Origin of the sequence: Streptomyces sp. NPDC053431 (genome assembly GCF_044544925.1) — a bacterium.
Lineage (GTDB): Bacteria > Actinomycetota > Actinomycetes > Streptomycetales > Streptomycetaceae > Streptomyces.
Map to the genome: position 1 here is coordinate 513085 of NZ_JBITXX010000003.1, position 16997 is coordinate 530081.

Below are 16997 nucleotides of genomic sequence, written 5' to 3' on the forward strand. Positions count from 1 at the left end.
CATTCTCAACCGGTGCAGGCCTCAGCGGCATCGGTCGCGAGGAGGAGCCGGGCGCCGTATGTCCGGCCGTATGTGGTGCGTCCGGCGCCCGTCCGGGCCGAGGACCTGAGCGCCCGCCTTGTGGATCCGCAGCGACAGCGCCGTCCCGGTGATCCGGATCGACGGCGCGGCCCGCTCCATCCCCGTCGTGATCTCGCGGAGCTCGCCGACCGAGCGCAGCCAGGCCCCGACGGCCAGGTTGTGGCTGCCCGTCACGGAGGTGACCAGGCGGGTCTGCCGCAGCCGGGCCAGGGCCGTCGCGGTCGGCGTCACGGCGAGCGGCGGCACGTCCGCCTTGATCAGCGCCCACACCGGCCGCCCCGAGAAACGCGGCGCCGGTACGCAGTGGTGCACCAGCGCCCCGCCGTTCACCAGGGCGTCCAGCCGGCGCCGTACGGTCGACTCGCTCACCCCGCAGGTGCGGGCCAGCTCCGCCGCGCTGCGCCGGGCGTCCCCGGCCAGCTCCGTGATGAGGGCCTCGTCGAGCTCGCCGAGCGGCCGCGGCCGGCGCCGGCGCGCCCCCGGGCCGCCGGACCCCGGGCCCGCCGTCTCCGCGAGCTGCTGGACCTGGCCCGGGGTGAGCTGGTCGAGCCGCCACAGATCGCGTGCGCTGTGCACCCCGGTGACGACCTGGGTCCGGGACCGGCTCACCCCGGGCAGCCGCTGCACCCGGCGCGACAGGTAGTCGTCGAGCGCGTGGAGGTCGGGGCACAGGACCAGGAGCAGCAGATCCGCCTCCCCGGTCACCTGGTGCACGCTCAGGGTGCAGCCGTCGCCGGAGAGCTCGATCGCGGTCTCCTCGGAGCGGCCGCCCGCGCAGTCGACCTCCACCCACGCGTGGAGCGGCCCCTCCGGGCCGCGGGTGCGGGGCAGCAGGCTCGCCCACGCGTAGCCGCCGGACGTCAGGAGCTCCCAGCGGCGGGCGAGGGTGTCGGGGCTCGCGCCGAGGACCGTCGAGAGCTGGGTCCAGCTGGCCCGCGGGGTGATCTGCAGCGCGTGGATCAGCGCCAGATCCGCCTCTCCCAGGACGGATTCCCCGGTACGCATGTCCCTCCTTGGCCGATTGACGACAATCCGCTGGCCGGATCGGCCGGGGACCCCAGGATTTTCCCCCGGGGGCATATGCATTCAAGCGGTACGCGCGGCGCCCCACCACGAGGTCGGACTCCCGTCACAGGAAGTCACGGCGGTCACAGCGGTCGAAACGGGGTGGACAGGGGCAGATGGCGGAACCGGGAGCGCCGAGGGGCCGGGAGCGGGAACTCGCCGTGCTGCGCGGCCGCATACGTGACGGGGCACGGCTCGTGACCCTGACCGGGCCGCCGGGTGCGGCCAAGACCCGGCTGATCCAGGAGGCCGTACGGCACGAGGACCTCGGCGCGCGCTGGGAACCGGCGGGTTCGCTCGGCCCGCAGCACCTGCCGGACCTCGCCGGGCGGCTCCGGCAGGGCCTGGAGGACCCGGCGGCGCCTCCGCTCCTCGTCCTGGACGGCTGGGAACGCCTCGGCCGCGGCGGCCGGGCCCTCGTCGCGGGCCTGCTGCGCGAGGTCCCGGCCGCGGTCCCGCGCCTCACCGTCCTCGTCACGGCCCTGCGCCCGCTGTACCTGGAGGGCGAGGCGACGGTCGCCGTGGGCCCCGGGTCCCTCCGCCCCGGGTCCCTCCACGGTGGGTCCCTGCGCGCCGGGTCGCTCGGCGCCGAGTCCTCTCGCCCCGAGTTCCCTCGCCCCGAGGCGCCCTGCCCCGAGGCGCCCCGCCCCGAGCCCGCGCACCCCGGGTCCCTCGGCGCCGAGCCCGCGTGTGCCGAGGCCGCGCGCCCTGAGTCGGCGAGCCCCGAGCCCGCGCGCGCCGAGCCCGCGCGCCGTGGCGACGAGCGCCCCGCCGTCCCGGCCCGCCTCGCGCGGGTGGCGCGGGAGGCGCGGGAGGCTCAGGGAGCGCGGGTGGCGCGTGCGGTGCGGGTGGCCGGGGCTCCGGGTGACGAGCCCTGTGCGCGCCGACTGGCCGCCGCCGAGCAGGGCTACGCGCGGTGCGACCGGCTCGAACGGCTCCTGTGGGAACGCCTCTCCGTCTTCGAGGGCTCCTTCGGGCGGGAGGCCGTCAGGGAGGTCTGCGCCTCCGGCACGCTGCCCGCCGACGCCGTCCTCGACGTCCTGGACCGGCTCGCCCCGCTCGCCCTGCTCCCCGTGGACGACCGCGGATCCGGCGAGGACCGCTTCTGGATGCCGCAGCCGATGCGCGCCGTCGGCGCCCGCCGGCTGGCCGCGCGCGGCGACCGCCGGGCCGTCGTCCTCCGCCACCGGAGGTGGTACGTGACGGTGGCCCGCCGCGCCGCCGACTGGTGGCACGGCGGCCGGCAGTTCGACGCCCGCGACCTCGCGCTGCGCGAACTGCCGGACCTGGCCGCGGCCATGGACCCGACCACCGCGCCGCTGTCGCCGACCGCCGAGGCGGACGCCGCCGTCGAGATCGCGGTCTCCCTGTGGTTCCTGTGGGTGGCCTGCGGCCGGGTCACCGAGGGCCGCGCCCGGCTGCGGCACGCGCTCAGCCTCCATGCCGGGCCCGCCCCGGCCCGCGCCCTGTGGCTCGCGGCCTACCTGGAGCTGGAGGCCGGCCGCCCGGAGGAAGCCGACCCGCTCCTCGTCCGGGCCTGGGCGGCGGCCGTGCGGGAGGGCGACGACCGGTGCCTGGGGATGCTGGCGCACCTGCGCGGCGCGACCGCCCTGCACCAGGGGCGGACGGAGGCGGCGGCGGCCGAGTTCCGCGACGCCCTGGCCGTGACGGGGGAGTACCCGGACCTCGGCCCGACCCGGCAGCTGTGCCGGACCGCGCTGGCGCTGGCCCTCGTCCGTACCGACCCGGAGGCGGCACAGGAGGCCCTGGACCGGGCGGCGGAGCACAGTTGGGCAGGCCGCGACGTCTGGGCGGACGCCTGGGCGCAGTACGCGCGGGCCGAACTCCTCTACTGGGAGGGCGAGACGACCCGGGCCGCGGACCACGCCACGCGCGCGTTGCGCGGTCATCTGAAGCTCGGCACCGTCACCGGGGCGGCCTGCGCCGCCGAACTCCTCGCCCAGATGCGGATCCTGCGCGGCCGGGCCATGACCGCCGCCCATCTCCTGGGGGCGGTGGACCTCTTGAGGTCCGACACCTTCGACGACGGCTACCGTCCGGCCGACTTCTGCGCGCCCGGGCGCGCACGCAGTGAGACGGCCCTGCGCGACCGCCTCTCGGACGGCGAGCTGCGCAGGGCGTACGCGGAGGGCGCGCGGCGGGGCCTGGACGCGCTGGTCAGGGAGCCCTGACGAGACGTGAGTCCGCGGCCGGATCCGTACGAGAGGAGGCCGGGCTGTCGGAGGCGGTGTCTACGATGACGGCATGTTCGCCTATGTCGTGGCCGCCGTCTTCCTCCTCCTCTTCGGAGCCGGTGTGCTGCGCGACCGGCGGCGCTTCGGCAACGCGGTGTACCTGGGCCTCGCCGTGACGTTCCTCGGCCTCGGCCTGCTCGCCGGGCTCGCCGACGCCCCGCCCGGCGTCGGCGTGACGGTGGTGGTGATCCTGCTGCTGGTGCTGTCGCTCGGCCCGGTGGCCCTCGCCGGGCTGCTGTGCGCCAACGGGGTCAAGATGGTCCGCAAGGAGGGCCGGAGCCCCGCCAACCTGCTCTCGCTGCTCGCCGGACTGGGCATCCTCGGTGTGATGGGCCTGATGGCCGCCGCCGTCGTCACCCACTCGACGACCCTCGGCATAGTCGTCGGCACCCTCCTGATGGTCCTCGGCTACGTCTCCTTCCTCTTCCTCTGCTTCATCGGCTACGCCTTCCTCTACGGCCGGATGGGCATCCGCCGGGACGCCGACTACGTCGTCGTCCTCGGCTCGGGCCTGACCGGCGGCCGCCGCGTGCCGCCGCTGCTCGCGAGCCGGCTCGACCGCGGCCTCGAGGTGTACGCGACGCTGGCCGAGCGCCGCGAGGTGGACCGGACGCCCGTCCTCATCACCTCCGGCGGGCAGGGCCCCGACGAGGAGCTCCCCGAGTCGCACGCCATGGCGGACTACCTCGTGGAGCGCGGCTTCCCCGCCGACCGGATCGTGCGCGAGGACCGCTCGCGCACGACCGAGGAGAACATGCTCTTCAGCCACGCCCTGATGGAGGCCGAGCGCCCCGGCTCCGAGTGCGTGATCGTCACCAACAACTTCCACGCCTTCCGCGCCGCCCTGATGGCCCGGAAGGCGGGCGTCAACGGCCAGGTGGTCGGTTCGCCGACCGCCGCCTACTTCTGGCCGAGCGCGACCATCCGGGAGTTCGCGGCCGTCTTCCTCCAGTACAAGGCCGTGAACCTGGGGATCTGCGGGGCGCTGGTGCTGATGGGCGGGCTCGCGTACGTCGCCACGTTGGTCTGACCGTCCTACGCTGGGGGAGTCCCCCTGCACGCGGAGGCGACGTCATGAGAGCGCGGCACCACTTCCACATCGAATACCGGGGCCACTCGGTGAGCGCCACCGTCCAGACCGGCCACAGGCCGGTCCTCGAGGTGCTGGTGGACGGCAAGGAGACCGGCCATGCCGCGTCGCACGACGACCGCCCGGTGACCGTGCACGTCGAGCTGCCGACCGACCCGCCGATCCCCGTGACGGTCCGCGCGACCCCTGGGCCCGGCGTGCCGCGATGCCTGCTGATCGGGCCGGAGGAGCAGGAGGGGCACGTGATGGCCCCTCGCGTCTTCTAGGCGGCCCTCGCCTCGACCAGGGGCGAAGGGGGCCCTCGCTTCGACCAGGGGCACGCCCTTCGCGTCCACCAGGGCGGCGGCGCCCTGCCCCTGGCCCGCCGCACGGGCCCGTGGGCCCGTCTAGGCCGAGCCAGGCCGTTCCGATCAGCTCAGCCAGGCCATCCCGATCAGCAGGAAGATCACGAAGGCGACGGCTCCGGCCACGGCCGCTGTCCTGCGCGGACGGCGCCGCGAGATCGCCGCGAGCGGGTTCTCGGCGGGCGCCTGGGCCCGGCGGGAGCGGGCGGGAACGGCGGCGGGGGCCTGCTGCGGGCCGCGCGGGGGCAGGGAGTGCGCGCCGCGCTGGGGGACCGGCTGCGACACGGGCTGCCGCCGCGGCTGCGGCGCGGGCCGGTGGTGCGCCGGTGACGGGTGCGCCGGGGGCTGGTGCGCGAGCGGCTGGTGTGCGGGCGGTACGGGCAGGGGCGTGGGCGCGGTCCGCGGCATGGCCTGGGGGGCGCCGTGCGGCACCGCCTGCGGCAGCGGCAGCGGCTGGTCGCGCCAGGCGCCGGAGGTGAACCAGTCCGCGATGGCCTGCGCGGCGGGGCGCTGCTCCGGCTGCTTGGCGAGCAGCGTCAGCAGGAAGGCCTCGAAGGCGGCCGGCATCGCCGTGCCCCGCTGCCGTGGCGGCGTCGGCGGGGTGTCGATGTGCTGGTAGAGCAGCGCGGTCGCGGTGTCGGCGCGGAAGGGCGGCTGCCCGGTGAGCAGTTGGTAGAGCACGCAGCCCAGCGAGTACACGTCCGAGGCGGGCGACGCGGGATTGCCGAGGGCGCGCTCGGGTGCCAGATAGAGGCCCGTACCGACGATCTGCCCGGTGGTGGTGAGCGCCGCGGAGGGGTCGTCGACGAAGCGCGCGATGCCGAAGTCGGCCAGCTTCACCGTGCCGTCGGAGTCCCTCAGGAGGTTGCCCGGCTTGATGTCCCGGTGCACCACGCCCTGTCGGTGTGCCGCCGCGAGGCCCGCCGCCGCGTGCGCGGCCACGGTCGCGACCTGCTCGGCGGAGAGGATCAGCGGCTGCCCGGGGGTGGAAGCGAGGCTGTCGCCCTGCACCAACTCCATGACCAGGTAGAGCTTTCCGTCCCAGGTCCCGAAGTCGAAGACGCCGACCACGTGCGGATGGCTCAGCCGAGCCGCGGTCTGCGCCTCCAGGCGGAAGCGGTCGGCGGCCGAGGGGTCGTGCTCGTGACCCAGCATCAGCTTCACGGCGACATCGCGGCCGAGCACCTCGTCGGTCGCTCGCCACACCTCGCCCATGCCGCCCCGTCCGACACACACTTGGAGCCGATATCGGTCCGCGACCAGCACCTGTGACCCACCCTTCCCTCTGGACGCCTCATCGTAGAGCGGCTTTTGAAGGGTTCTTGCGGCGCGTCCGGGTCCCGGACGGGGAGAGGGAAGGGGCGCGGAGAGGGGGAGGAGCGGGGAAAGGGGTGGGGAGAGGGGTGGGGAAAGGGGAGACAGCGGTACGGCGCCGGGCCGGGGGACCGGCGCCGTACCGCTGTCCCGGTCTCCTCAGGCGGTACGCGTTCCCGCCATCCTGACCAGCAGGTGGCCGAGGGCTCCGCCCTGGGGGCCGAGCTCCGTCCCGTACCGGCGGATGACCCGGTTCTCGTGCGTGAGGTCGGCCGACGGGCGCCGCGCCGCCTGGCGGACGTCACGGAGCGCGGACGAGAAGGCGTTCCGGCGGGCGATCAGGGCGATGATCTGGTCGTCGACCGCGTCCAGCGAGTCGGCGAGCAGCTCCTCGGTGCCGGCGACGCGCGGCACGCGCGGGGCGCCGGGCCCCCGGACACCCGTCTCGGCGAGCATCGTGTCCAGCATGCGAACCATGGGGCTCTCCTTCTACGGGTCCGGTCCGGTCTCGTACGGGGTCCCCGCCGGCCCCGGCCCCATCGGCAGTGCCGTCGCCGGGGCGCCCGCGGCGAGATCCCCGGTGCGCCACCCTAGGGACGCCGGCGCGGCCCGACCGGCAGCTTCGGGCGGCGGTTCCGCCCTGCCTGCCGCCTGCCTCCTGCTGCCTGCCGCCTGCCGAGCGCCGCCTGCCGCCTGCGGTCTGCGGAGGAGCGGAGGGGGGAGGGGTGGAGGGGTGGAGGAGCGGAGGGGGGAGGAGCGGACGATCAGCAGACGTCGGCCGACAGCCAGCCCTTGGCCACCGCGCGGCAGCCCGCCTGGAAGCGGCTGCGGGCGCCGAGGAGCTCCATGAGGTCGGCGGCGATGCGGCGGGCCGTACGCGGCGAGACGCCCAGGCGTTTGGCCACGGCCTCGTCGGTGAGGCCCTGGCCCAGGAGGTGCAGGGCCGCCTGCTCCTGGGCGTTGAGGCCGTGCGCGTCGCGCTCGCGCGAGGGCGTGCCGAGCGGGGTGGCGCGGGTCCAGATGGTGTCGAAGAGCGCGACCAGGGCGGTGAGGGTGCCGGTTCCGGTCAGCACCAGCGCACCCGCTGAGGTGTTCTCGTCGTCGACGGGCACGATGGCGATCTTGCGGTCCAGGATGGTCAGCCGGACCGGGAGGGACGGGGCGGTGCGCACCTCGCCGCCGTACTCCGTGAGCCACTTCGCGTACGAGACGGTGGCGGGGCTGTTGCGGACGCTGTCGAGGTACAACGTCCGCATGCGGACGCCGCGTTCGAGGAGTGCCTGGTCCTGGGGGCGGGCCGCCGCCATGTTGGCCGCCTGCTGGCCGCCGCCGGGGGCCAGGGCGAGCACCTCTTCGCGGACGTCGCGGACCAGGAGCCGGATGCGGTCCCTGATCTCCTCCAGGCCGTCGAGGCGCTCGATTCCGTCGATGTTCTGGTGCGCGCGGGACGTGGTGAAATCCGCCGCCAATTGCGCGGCCGCCAAACGGATTTGTTCGGTCCGATGCTGTTCCGCCGCGACGCGTTCTTCCTGGCGGGCCATGAGGGCCTGAATCGCCATCTCGGGATTCACCGCGCGGAATGTGTACGGGCTGTCGAAAGGCGTGCGCACCAAAGCCAGTTCGCTTAGTTTGTCAAGTGCGTCGCGGAGTTCTGCCTCGGTCAGGTTCAACGAGCCCTGAAGATCGGGCAGGTCGGCCTGTGGATGGGCCAGTATCGCCCGATAGACCCGTGTGCAGGTTTCGTCTAACCCCAGGACATGCAGCAAGAGGTTCCCCGTTTGTGTCGGTCACGACGGTCGCTGGTGGGTGCGGCGGGTGGTGAAGCGTTTCTGCGCAGTGTGTGCACAGTGTGTGCGTCAGGAGGAGGATCGCCGAAACCCGGCGGAATGTGCAACTGGTCCGCCCTCGCCGTGGCGTGGCATATTCCGGCCATGGCCTCAATGGTCCCGGTTTGACACTTGATGACGGGTGCGTCGCCGTCCGACGCTCGTCTGATGATTCTCGTCCACGTTCGCATTCGATCACCCGAGGCTCTTCCCGAACGAGATGTGCTCGTGCGAATTCTTTCCGAGCACGTAACCCCCGGCGAACGCGTGGAACACTTCAGCGTCCATCCCGACGGCCCCGGCTCCGTCACCGTCGGCTGTTTCGTGCCGGCCGAATCCCTCTTGATCGCGGAAAGCGTGGCGCTCGCCGTCGCCCAGCGCGCCGTACGGTCCTCTCCGGCCCTGAAGGGCGCCTGGATCACCAGCAGTTCGGGCGCGATCGTCGCGGAGTACTTCGAGCGGCTCCGTGATTCCGCAGGTCACGATGGACGGTCTATGCGATTGCCGGATCAGGACATCGCGGATTGCTGACAGGGGCCCCGGCCCCGGGCGAATCTCTTCTCACCGAAGCGCACCGGCCGGGAACGACAGGCCGGGGCGGTCGGTGGCCGGGACCGTCACCGCGGGACGTACCGGTCATGGATCAGCCGTCAGCAGACCACCAGAAGCCAAGGAGTACGTCGTGTCTCGCAGCCGTGTCCTCTTCCCCAAGCTCGCCGCGGTCGTCACCCTCGTCGCCCTGCCCGCCCTGGGCACCGCCGCCTTCGCCGGCAGCGGTACGGCGTCGAGCACGCAGATCACCGCCGACGCCACGCCGGCGCCGTCCGTCACGCCGACCACGGGCAAGGACACCACGGGCTGGGAGTGAACCCGGCGCCGAGCCGGCCCTGGAGGTGACATGAGCATGTCGGTGGCCGTACGGCCAGGACTCTTCGCGACGCTCCTCCAGTCCTACCGGACGACCGAGGGGCTCACCCAGCAGCAGCTCGCCGACTTCGCCACCCTCAGCGTCCGGGCCATCCGCGACCTGGAGCACGGGAGGGCGGAACGCCCCCGACGGGACACCGTCCGTCTGCTCGCCGAGGCACTCCGGCTCGATCCGGCCCGGCGCGCGGAGTTCGAACGGGCCGCCCGAGGCGGCATCCTGTCCCGCACCGCCGGAACACCCGCGACACCCGCCGGGACCCACGTCGGACCGCGCGGAACATCCGCCGGAACGTCCGCCCGGACTCCCGACGGAGCAAAGGCCGGAACATCCGCCGGAACCCCCGCCGGAGCACCTTCCGACGCATCCGCCGACGCACGTCCCGACCTCATCGACCGGCCGTCCTCCGACGGCCCCCGCACCTACGAGTACAGCACCGTCCTGCTCGACTCGCTCGCGTCCGACTCGGGCGACGGCGAGTGGTCACGCGCCCTCAACGACCTGGCCGCGCACGCCTGGCGCCTGGTCTCGGTGGACCGCGGCGTGGCCTTCCTGGAGCGCCGGCTCGGCTGACCGCCGGGCCCGACCGTGCCCGCGCGCCGCGATCCGGCGCCGGCCCGCGCTCACAGGGCTCGCGGCCCCTCGTCTCTCGGACTTCCCTCCTGAAGGTTGATATGCAGCTATCACAGGCCGGGGCACCCCCCGCCAGGAATGCCCTGCACGTCGTGGTCACCAGCGTCGCCTCCGACTCCCACACCTGGAACCTGATCTACCTCCAGCTCCTCCTGGAGGAGCTCGGCCACCGGGTGACCAACCTCGGCGCCTGCGTCCCGGACGACCTCATGGTCGACGAGTGCCGCAGGCTGCGCCCCGACCTCGTCGTCATCAGCAGCGTCAACGGCCACGGCCACCACGACGGCCGGCGGGTCATCGGCCGGCTCCGCGACTGCCCGGAGCTGCGCGAGACCCCGATCGTCATCGGCGGCAAGCTCGGCATCACCGGCGGCGGTGACCGCGGTCCGCTGGAGGAGCTGCGCGCCGCCGGATTCGACGCCGTCTTCGAGGACGGCACCGGCATCGCCCGGTTCCAGGGCTTCGTCCGCGCCCTGCCGGCGAGAGTGATGGCGAGAGTGACGGCATGAGCGTCGGCTTCGGTGCCTTCGTCAAGGAGGCCCAGGACGTGGGCGACCTCGTGGTCCAGCCGCGCATGGGGATGAGCGACCCGGCCGAGATGCGCCGCGGCCTGCTCGCCACCAAGCACGCGACCGCGACCACCGTCGGCACCCTCACCCTGGACAGCTACACCCGCGTCAACGACATCGAGGCGGCCCGCCGGGCCCTCGCCGCCGGCGGCGCCCTCAACGGCTATCCGATCGTGAACCACGGCACCCGCCTCACGCGGGAGGTCCTCGACGGTGTCATGGACCCCGGCTTCCCGGTGCAGGTGCGGCACGGCTCCGCACAGCCCGAGGCCATCTTCCGCGCCCTCGTCGGCTCCGGGCTCACCGCCACCGAGGGCGGCCCCGTCTCGTACTGCCTGCCCTACAGCCGCGCGCCGCTCACCCGGTCGGTGGCCAGCTGGTCCCGGTGCTGCGAGGTCTTCGCCCGGCTCCGGGACGCCGGCGAGGAACCGCACCTGGAGACCTTCGGCGGCTGCATGATGGGCCAGCTCTGCCCGCCGGGACTGCTCGTGGCGCTCAGCGTCCTCGAAGCGCTCTTCTTCCGCGCCCACGGCCTGCGCAGCGTCTCGCTGAGCTACGCCCAGCAGACCAGCACCGCCCAGGACGAGGAGGCGCTGCGGGCGCTGGGCCGGCTCGCCGGCGAGCTGCTCCCCGACGTCGACTGGCACATCGTGCTGTACGCGTACATGGGGGTGTACCCGCGGACCGAGGACGGCGCGCTGCTGCTCCTGGGGCGGGCGGCCCGCCTCGCGACCCGGGCCGGCGCCGCCCGCCTGATCGTGAAGACGGCGGCCGAGGCGCACCGCATCCCCACCGTCGAGGAGAACGTCACGGCCCTCGAACTGGCCTCGGCGGCGGCCGCGGACGAACGCGCCCGCGCCCTGTCGGGCGGCCGGCCGCCGGCGGCCCCGGACACCGGGATCTACGAAGAGGCCCACACGCTCGTCCGGACCGTCCTCGACCTGGACCCCGACGTCGGCCGGGCCCTCGTGCGGGCCTTCGGCCGCGGGCTGCTCGACGTCCCCTTCTGCCTGCACCCCGACAACCCCGGCCGGTCCCGCGCCCGCGTCGACACCGACGGCCGGCTGCGCTGGACCGAGATCGGCGCCATGCCCATCGCGGGCGTCGCCGAGGTCACCCCGGCCTCCGGGATGACCTCGGACGCGCTGCTCAGCTCGCTCTCGCACGTCCAGCGCACCTACGACGAGCTCGCCCTGAAGGCGGCGGACCAGCGCCGCGCCGTGGCCGGCCGCCAGCCGGCGCTCCTGCCGTAGGGCCGCCGGCCCGATCCGGACGACGGGCCGCAGGACCACCGCCTGCCGGCCCGCTCCGCAAAAAAGGCCTCAGGTCCGCCTCCCGGCCCGCTCCGCAAGACAGGCCTCGGGTCCGCCCAGGACGGCCCACCGGTCCGACCGAAGGACAGGCCCGACGGCCGCCCGCCGGCCCGCTCCGAAAGACAGGCCAGGCCAGGCCCCGGCCACCACCCGTACGTCTCACGACCTCCCGACCCGACCGACAGGACGCGACATCATGACCCTGACCTCACCCGAGACGGCCGACCGGGGCGAGCTGCTGCCGCCCGCCGACCCCCGGGAGCACCTCAGCTCGCCGGTCACCCGGGCCGCGCTGCGGATCCAGCAGCGGCTGCTCGCCGGTGCCCGCGAGTACCTCACCGGTGCCGGCTTCGCGGAGATGATGCCGCCGATCATCGGCCCGGTGACCGACCCCGGCATCCGCGGCTCGAAGCAGGTCGACCTGGACTTCTACGGCCACAAGTACAAGCTCATGACCAGCGCGATCCTGTACAAGCAGGCCTCGCTGCTCGCCTTCGACAAGATCTTCTGCATCGCCCCGAACGTGCGCCTGGAGCCGCTGGAGACCGCGAACACCAGCCGTCACCTGGCCGAGTTCCACCAGATCGACGTGGAGATGGCGGGCGCCTCCCGCGACCAGATCACGCAGGTCGTCGAGGAGCTCGTGCGGCACATGATCGGCCGCGCGGTCGCCGAGTGCGCCGAGGACTTCGAGCTGCTCGGGCGGGACACCGGTGTCTTCGAGACGCTGCTCAAGGAGGCCTTCGGGCGCCGCACCCACGCCGACGCGGTGGCCGAGCTGCGCGCCGGCGGCCACCCGCAGAACCCGGACGCCGAGATCGACTGGCAGGGCGAGGTCATCGTCTCCGAGGCCGCCGACCGGCCCTTCTTCCTCACCGACTACCCCAAGGGCTCCCGCGGGTTCTACGACCGGGAGAGCGCCGAACGGCCGGGCGTGCTGCGGAACTTCGACCTGATCGCCCCCGAGGGCTACGGCGAGCTGTGCAGCGGCAGCGAGCGCGAGTTCGACTACGGCCGGATCGTCACCCGGATGCGCGAGACCGGCGAGAACCCCGCGAAGTACGGCTGGTACCTGGCCATGGTCCGCGAGGGCATCCCCGGCTCGGCCGGCTTCGGCATCGGTGTCGAGCGGCTCACCCGCTACGTCACCGGCCTCGACGCCGCCTGGCAGGCCAACGCCTTCCCCAAGCTCCCGGGCCGGGTGTCGCCGTGACCGGATTCCGCACCCCCGCCTTCCCCGAGGAACGGATACGCGAGCGGGCCCGCCTGGGCACCGCCGCCGCCTTCCCCGACCTGGACGCCTACGGCGCCACCGCCTTCGGCCAGGACGCCGCGGACGCCACCGGCCAGGACGCCCTCGACGCGCTCCGGATCGCCCCGCCGGTCTTCATGCCGCTGCGCTTGGAGAAGCTCATCGACCTGGGTCGCGAGCCGCTCCACTCGGACGTCGAACTCGGCACGCGGATCGGCGGGTTCACCTCCCCGCTGCCCGTGTACCTGTCCGCCTTCGGCTCCACCAAGGCGGCCGGCACCGACCACGTCCTGGCCCTCAGCCGGCAGGCCGGCCGGCTCGGCATCCCCATGGTCGTCGGCGAGAACATCATGCCGATCGCCGGCTACGGCCGGGCCGGGGAGGACAGTGGACGCACCGTCCTCGACCGGATCCACGCCTACACCGCGGAACTCCCCGACGGTCTCGGCGGTCTCGTCGTCCAGCAGAGCACCGAGGACGCCGACGCCGAGGTGTGGAACCTCGTCTACAGCGACCCGGGCGCCCAGGCCCTGCTCGACAGCGGACGCCTGGCCTTCGAGCTGAAGACCGGACAGGGCGCCAAGCCGGGCCTGGGCGGGCTCACCGTGCTCGACCGGGCCGAGGCCCGGCGGGTCGACGAGCAGTACGCCATCGAGCCGGTCTACGGCACCGAGGCCGAGCGCGTACTGCGCTGCAGCAGCCCCGGCACCTTCACCGAGGAGATCCTGCGGCAGCAGATCCACCTCATGCGCAACAACTACCCGCGCGCGAAGGTGTGGGTGAAGCTCCACCCCGGCCGGGACATCGGCCACGCCGCGGCCGTCGCCTGGGCCGCGGGCGCCGACGCGGTCACCGTCGACGGTGCCGAGGGCGGCTCCGGCTGGGCGCCGCGCGCCTTCCTCGCCCAGGTCGGGCTGCCGCTCGGCGAGTGCCTGAGCCGGATCGGCGGACCCGCCGGCAGCCTGCTGGCCTCCGGCCGGATCTGGGAGGGCGGCCGGGCCGCCAAGTGCCTGGCCCTCGGCGCGACCGCCGTCGGCCTCGGCCGCGGCGCGCTGGTCGCCGTCGACGAGGACGCCGAGAACGGCCTGGTCCACCTGGTCGACTGCCTCGCCCTGGAACTGAGGATGCTGATCAGCGCCCTGGGCAAGTACACGCCCCGGGACCTCGGCCCCGAGGACCTGTGGGCACCCCAGCCGCTCCTCCCGGCGGTCGCCGAGGAGCCCCGGAGGGCGGTCGCCCATGAGTGACACCGACACCGGCACCCAGACGGCCCCGGCCCCCGCGCGCCGCTCCGCCGGCCACTACCTGGGGTTCAACTACCTGACCTTCACCGGTGCGATGGGGCTCTCCGCGCTCGGTGACGCCGCCTGGTACGTGGCCCTCACCTGGACGCTGTCCCGCGAGGTCAGCGCCGCCGCGGCCGGCAGCCTGCTCGCCCTGGCCGCGCTGCCCCGGATGATCGCCCTGCTCGGCGGCGGCGTGCTCGCCGACCGCACCGGGCCCCGCCGCCTCATGGTCCTCACCGACCTGGCCCGCTGCGCGGTGATGATCGGCGCGGCCGGGCTGCTCCTCCTCACCCGCCCCTCCGTACCGCTGCTCTTCGTCACCGCCGCCCTGGTGGCGCTGCTCAGCGCCTTCTTCATCCCCGCGTCCGGAGCCATCAAGCCACTGCTCCTCGACGAGGCCCATCTGCTCCGCGGCAACGCCCTGTTCGTCCTCGGGCTGCGCGGCGGGCAGGCGGCCGGCGGACCGATCGGCGCCTCCCTGATCGCGCTCGGCGGGCTGCCGCTGATCGCCCTCACCAACGCCGTCGGCTACGCCGTGTCCGCCCTGGCGAGCGCCAAGGTGAAACTGGTCCACGACGTGCCGCCGCCACCGGAGCGCAAGCCGTTCCTGCGCGAACTCACCTTCGGGCTGCGCTACCTGCGGGGCGAGCGGCACCTCGGGCTCATCCTGGTCGTGCTCGCGCTGAGCGAGCTCAGCTGCGCCCCGCCCGTCAACCTCGGCCTGGTCGTGCTGTCCGACCGGGCCGGCACGGGGGCGGCCGGAGCCGGCTACCTGCTCACGGCCTACACCGTCGGCGCCGTCGGCAGCTCGTTCGTCACCATGCTGCTGCCGAAGGCGAAGCGGGTGGGGATGGCGCTGCTCGCGGAGACCGCCCTCGCGGCCGCCTGCCTGGCCGCCCTGGGCAGCGTCACCCACCTGTGGGCGGGGCTCGTCCTGTACCTGCTCCTCGGCCTGGTCACCGGGCTCTCCGGAGTCATCCTCGTCTCCCTGACGCAGCAGTGGACCGGAGCGGAGGTACGCGGCCGGGTCATGGCCGTGCTGTCCCTCGTCATCTTCGGTGCGGCCCCGCTGGCGAACGCCGTCTACGGCATGTCGCTCGACTGGCTCGGCTTCGCCCCCACCCTGCGTGTCTTCGCCGCCCTCTGTCTCGCGTCCACGGCGATCATCGCGCTGACTCCGACCCTGAGGAGCGCCCGCCTTGGCTGACAACCCACGCGGCGAATCCCGCGTCAGCGGCTTCCCCGCCCTCACCGACCTGCACCGACGGCTCCGCGGCGGCACCCTCACCAGCACCGCCCTCACCCGTCTGTGCCTGGACCGCATCGCCGCGGTCAACCCCGTCCTGAGCGCGGTCCTCGCGGTCGACGCCACCGCGCTGGAGCAGGCCGCCGAGGCGGACCGGCGCTACGCGGCCGGCGCCCCGCTCGGCCCGCTCGACGGCATCCCGGTCCTGATCAAGGACAGCATCGACACCGCCGGGCTCGCCAGCACGGCCGGCTCCCGGCTGCTCGCCACCGCCCCGCCCCGCCAGGACGCGGCGGTCGTGACACGGCTGCGCCGGGCCGGCGCGGTGGTCCTCGGCAAGACCAACCTCACCGAGTGGTCCAGCTTCCGTACGACCCAGGGCTGCGAGGGCTGGTCGGCGGTCGGCGGGCAGACGGTCAACCCGTACTCCCCGCAGCGCACCGCCTCCGGCTCCTCCTCCGGCTCCGCGGTCGCCGTCGCCACCGGCATGGCGCCGCTCGCGCTCGGCGCCGAGACGGACGGCTCGATCGTCAGTCCGGCCGGGGTCTGCGGGGTCGTCGGCCTCAAGCCGGCCCCCGGCACCCTGCCGCTCGACGGGGTCGTCCCGGTCTCGGACACCGAGGACTCGGTGGGCCTGCTCGCCGGGCGGGTCGCCGACGCCGCCCTCGCCCTCGACGTCCTCACCTCCGGCGCCCCGGCGCCGGGCGCCCCGGCCTCCGGCGCCCCGGCGTCGGGCGCCCCGACCTCCGGTGTGCCCCTGGCGTCGGGCGCGCCCCCGGCCCCCGGCTCGGACCCGGCCCTCGCGGCCCACGGCCCGCTCGGCGGCGCGGGGCGGCGGCTCGGCCTCTGGCGGGTGCCCCGGATGCCGGCCCAGGTCGGCGCCGTCCTGGACGCCGCCGCCGGATCGCTGCGGGCCGCCGGGTTCACCGTGGTCGACGTCGAGATCGACATCGACCGGGAGATCCTGGTCGACGGACTGCGTGCCATGTACGCCGAGTTCACGCCCAGCCTGGAGAAGTACCTGGCCGGCCGGGACGGCGTACCGCGCACCCTGGCCGAGATCGTCGAGGCCAACCGGGTTGACCCGGTGGAGCTCTCGCTCTTCGGCCAGGACCTGTTCGAGACGGTCCTCGGCCTCGCCGACGCCGACCGCGCCAAGGCGGAGGGCGGCCGGGCCAGGGCCGTGGAGCGCGCCGTGGACCTGCTCGACGGCACCCTGCGCCGGTACGGCGTCGAGGCCGTCGTCGCCCCCACCAACGAGCCCGCCTGGCTCGTCGACCACCAGCTGGGCGACCCGTACTCCCCGGGCAGCTCCACCCTGCCGGCGCTCGCCCGGCGGCCCAACGTCACCGTGCCGGCCGCCCACGGCGGACTGCCCGTCGGCATCTCGCTCTTCGGCCCGGCCGAGGAGGGCTCGCTGCTCCGGCTCGCCCTGGAGGCCGAGCACGCGCTGGCCCGGCAGCCGCACGCACTGCTCGTCTGACCCGTACGCCGCGGTCGCGGCCGCGCCGGCCCCGACCCGTACCCGCGACACCACACCCCCGTCCGACATCCGGAATCCGAGGAGGAGTCCGACATGACCAACCCCTTCGACCGTGACGACATCGAGTTCCTCGTCGTGGTCAACCACGAGAACCAGCACTCGATCTGGCCCGCCCGCACCGACGTCCCCGAGGGCTGGCGCCGGGTGCACGGCCCGGCCGGCCGCGCCGAGAGCCTCGCGTACATCGAGGAGAACTGGACCGACATCCGCCCGAGCTCGCTGACCGGCGCGGCCTGACCACCGCCACCGTCCCTG

17 protein-coding genes are annotated in these 16997 nt (G+C 74.3%); 13 read left to right on the forward strand and 4 right to left on the reverse strand.

The genetic code is table 11. The features are described from left to right. Nucleotides 1-21: 21 nt before the first annotated feature. Nucleotides 22-1086, reverse strand: coding sequence for an Lrp/AsnC family transcriptional regulator (locus tag ACIGXE_RS11845; RefSeq protein WP_399746031.1), 1065 nt, complete (start codon nucleotides 1084-1086; stop codon nucleotides 22-24). 176 nt (nucleotides 1087-1262) lie between these two features. Here ACIGXE_RS11845 and ACIGXE_RS11850 point away from each other — a divergent pair, with 176 nt between their 5' ends. The 3 genes from ACIGXE_RS11850 to ACIGXE_RS11860 all read left to right on the forward strand — a co-directional run bounded on the left by ACIGXE_RS11850 (nucleotide 1263) and on the right by ACIGXE_RS11860 (nucleotide 4757). Then, nucleotides 1263-3338 carry a hypothetical protein gene (locus ACIGXE_RS11850; RefSeq protein WP_399746033.1) on the forward strand — a complete coding sequence of 692 codons (2076 nt, stop codon included), beginning with the start codon at nucleotides 1263-1265 and terminating at the stop codon, nucleotides 3336-3338. Between the two features lie 73 nt (nucleotides 3339-3411). Next, nucleotides 3412-4431, forward strand: coding sequence for a YdcF family protein (locus tag ACIGXE_RS11855; protein WP_399746035.1), 1020 nt, complete (start codon nucleotides 3412-3414; stop codon nucleotides 4429-4431). Nucleotides 4432-4475: 44 nt separating this feature from the next. Continuing rightward, complete coding sequence (locus ACIGXE_RS11860; protein WP_399746037.1) at nucleotides 4476-4757, forward strand: hypothetical protein; 282 nt, start codon at nucleotides 4476-4478, stop codon at nucleotides 4755-4757. A gap of 144 nt (nucleotides 4758-4901) precedes the next feature. Here ACIGXE_RS11860 and ACIGXE_RS11865 read toward each other — a convergent pair whose 3' ends face one another. From ACIGXE_RS11865 to ACIGXE_RS11875, 3 genes are all read right to left on the reverse strand, one after another. Beyond that, the gene (locus ACIGXE_RS11865) at nucleotides 4902-6071 is read right to left on the reverse strand and encodes a protein kinase (protein WP_399746039.1); all 1170 of its coding nucleotides are present in this window, start codon (nucleotides 6069-6071) and stop codon (nucleotides 4902-4904) included. Nucleotides 6072-6308: 237 nt separating this feature from the next. Then, nucleotides 6309-6626 carry a hypothetical protein gene (locus tag ACIGXE_RS11870; RefSeq protein ID WP_399746041.1) on the reverse strand — a complete coding sequence of 106 codons (318 nt, stop codon included), beginning with the start codon at nucleotides 6624-6626 and terminating at the stop codon, nucleotides 6309-6311. A gap of 287 nt (nucleotides 6627-6913) precedes the next feature. Beyond that, on the reverse strand, nucleotides 6914-7708 hold the full coding sequence (locus tag ACIGXE_RS11875) for a helix-turn-helix transcriptional regulator (RefSeq protein WP_399746043.1): 795 nt from the start codon (nucleotides 7706-7708) through the stop codon (nucleotides 6914-6916). 435 nt (nucleotides 7709-8143) lie between these two features. Between ACIGXE_RS11875 and ACIGXE_RS11880 the strand changes: the two genes are divergently transcribed. The 10 genes from ACIGXE_RS11880 (at nucleotide 8144) to ACIGXE_RS11925 (ending at nucleotide 16979) form a co-directional block, all read left to right on the forward strand. After that, the gene (locus ACIGXE_RS11880; protein WP_399746045.1) at nucleotides 8144-8506 is read left to right on the forward strand and encodes a hypothetical protein; all 363 of its coding nucleotides are present in this window, start codon (nucleotides 8144-8146) and stop codon (nucleotides 8504-8506) included. A gap of 151 nt (nucleotides 8507-8657) precedes the next feature. Then, complete coding sequence (locus ACIGXE_RS11885; protein WP_399746047.1) at nucleotides 8658-8843, forward strand: hypothetical protein; 186 nt, start codon at nucleotides 8658-8660, stop codon at nucleotides 8841-8843. Between the two features lie 30 nt (nucleotides 8844-8873). Then, nucleotides 8874-9473 (forward strand): helix-turn-helix domain-containing protein, encoded by a 600-nt coding sequence (locus ACIGXE_RS11890; protein ID WP_399746049.1) that lies wholly within the window; start codon nucleotides 8874-8876, stop codon nucleotides 9471-9473. Nucleotides 9474-9625: 152 nt separating this feature from the next. Continuing rightward, the gene (locus tag ACIGXE_RS11895; protein WP_399746051.1) at nucleotides 9626-10042 is read left to right on the forward strand and encodes a cobalamin B12-binding domain-containing protein; all 417 of its coding nucleotides are present in this window, start codon (nucleotides 9626-9628) and stop codon (nucleotides 10040-10042) included. After that, a complete protein-coding gene (locus ACIGXE_RS11900; RefSeq protein WP_399746053.1) occupies nucleotides 10039-11355 on the forward strand; it encodes a methylaspartate mutase in 1317 nt (438 codons plus the stop codon). Before ACIGXE_RS11895 ends, ACIGXE_RS11900 begins: the two co-directional genes overlap by 4 nt. A 256-nt stretch (nucleotides 11356-11611) precedes the next feature. Beyond that, nucleotides 11612-12628 (forward strand): asparagine synthetase A, encoded by a 1017-nt coding sequence (locus tag ACIGXE_RS11905; protein ID WP_399746055.1) that lies wholly within the window; start codon nucleotides 11612-11614, stop codon nucleotides 12626-12628. Beyond that, on the forward strand, nucleotides 12625-13914 hold the full coding sequence (locus ACIGXE_RS11910) for a glutamate synthase-related protein (protein ID WP_399746057.1): 1290 nt from the start codon (nucleotides 12625-12627) through the stop codon (nucleotides 13912-13914). The genes ACIGXE_RS11905 and ACIGXE_RS11910 overlap by 4 nt, the downstream gene beginning before the upstream one ends. Beyond that, the gene (locus ACIGXE_RS11915) at nucleotides 13907-15160 is read left to right on the forward strand and encodes an MFS transporter (RefSeq protein WP_399746059.1); all 1254 of its coding nucleotides are present in this window, start codon (nucleotides 13907-13909) and stop codon (nucleotides 15158-15160) included. Before ACIGXE_RS11910 ends, ACIGXE_RS11915 begins: the two co-directional genes overlap by 8 nt. Beyond that, complete coding sequence (locus tag ACIGXE_RS11920; RefSeq protein WP_399746061.1) at nucleotides 15153-16682, forward strand: amidase family protein; 1530 nt, start codon at nucleotides 15153-15155, stop codon at nucleotides 16680-16682. The genes ACIGXE_RS11915 and ACIGXE_RS11920 overlap by 8 nt, the downstream gene beginning before the upstream one ends. A 93-nt stretch (nucleotides 16683-16775) precedes the next feature. Next, nucleotides 16776-16979: an MbtH family protein gene (locus tag ACIGXE_RS11925; RefSeq protein WP_399746063.1), complete on the forward strand. Its 204-nt coding sequence runs from the start codon at nucleotides 16776-16778 to the stop codon at nucleotides 16977-16979. Nucleotides 16980-16997: the final 18 nt, after the last annotated feature.

Excerpts from the sequence above, each read along its gene's own strand:
- ACIGXE_RS11845 (WP_399746031.1), bottom strand. The coding sequence starts at position 1,086 with ATGCGTACCGGGGAATCCGTCCTGGGAGAGGCGGATCTGGCGCTGATC.
- ACIGXE_RS11880 (WP_399746045.1), top strand. The coding sequence starts at position 8,144 with ATGATTCTCGTCCACGTTCGCATTCGATCACCCGAGGCTCTTCCCGAA.
- ACIGXE_RS11905 (WP_399746055.1), top strand. The coding sequence starts at position 11,612 with ATGACCCTGACCTCACCCGAGACGGCCGACCGGGGCGAGCTGCTGCCG.
- ACIGXE_RS11875 (WP_399746043.1), bottom strand. The coding sequence starts at position 7,708 with ATGGCGATTCAGGCCCTCATGGCCCGCCAGGAAGAACGCGTCGCGGCG.
- ACIGXE_RS11925 (WP_399746063.1), top strand. The coding sequence starts at position 16,776 with ATGACCAACCCCTTCGACCGTGACGACATCGAGTTCCTCGTCGTGGTC.
- ACIGXE_RS11870 (WP_399746041.1), bottom strand. The coding sequence starts at position 6,626 with ATGGTTCGCATGCTGGACACGATGCTCGCCGAGACGGGTGTCCGGGGG.
- ACIGXE_RS11850 (WP_399746033.1), top strand. The coding sequence starts at position 1,263 with ATGGCGGAACCGGGAGCGCCGAGGGGCCGGGAGCGGGAACTCGCCGTG.
- ACIGXE_RS11855 (WP_399746035.1), top strand. The coding sequence starts at position 3,412 with ATGTTCGCCTATGTCGTGGCCGCCGTCTTCCTCCTCCTCTTCGGAGCC.
- ACIGXE_RS11860 (WP_399746037.1), top strand. The coding sequence starts at position 4,476 with ATGAGAGCGCGGCACCACTTCCACATCGAATACCGGGGCCACTCGGTG.
- ACIGXE_RS11915 (WP_399746059.1), top strand. The coding sequence starts at position 13,907 with ATGAGTGACACCGACACCGGCACCCAGACGGCCCCGGCCCCCGCGCGC.
- ACIGXE_RS11900 (WP_399746053.1), top strand. The coding sequence starts at position 10,039 with ATGAGCGTCGGCTTCGGTGCCTTCGTCAAGGAGGCCCAGGACGTGGGC.
- ACIGXE_RS11890 (WP_399746049.1), top strand. The coding sequence starts at position 8,874 with ATGAGCATGTCGGTGGCCGTACGGCCAGGACTCTTCGCGACGCTCCTC.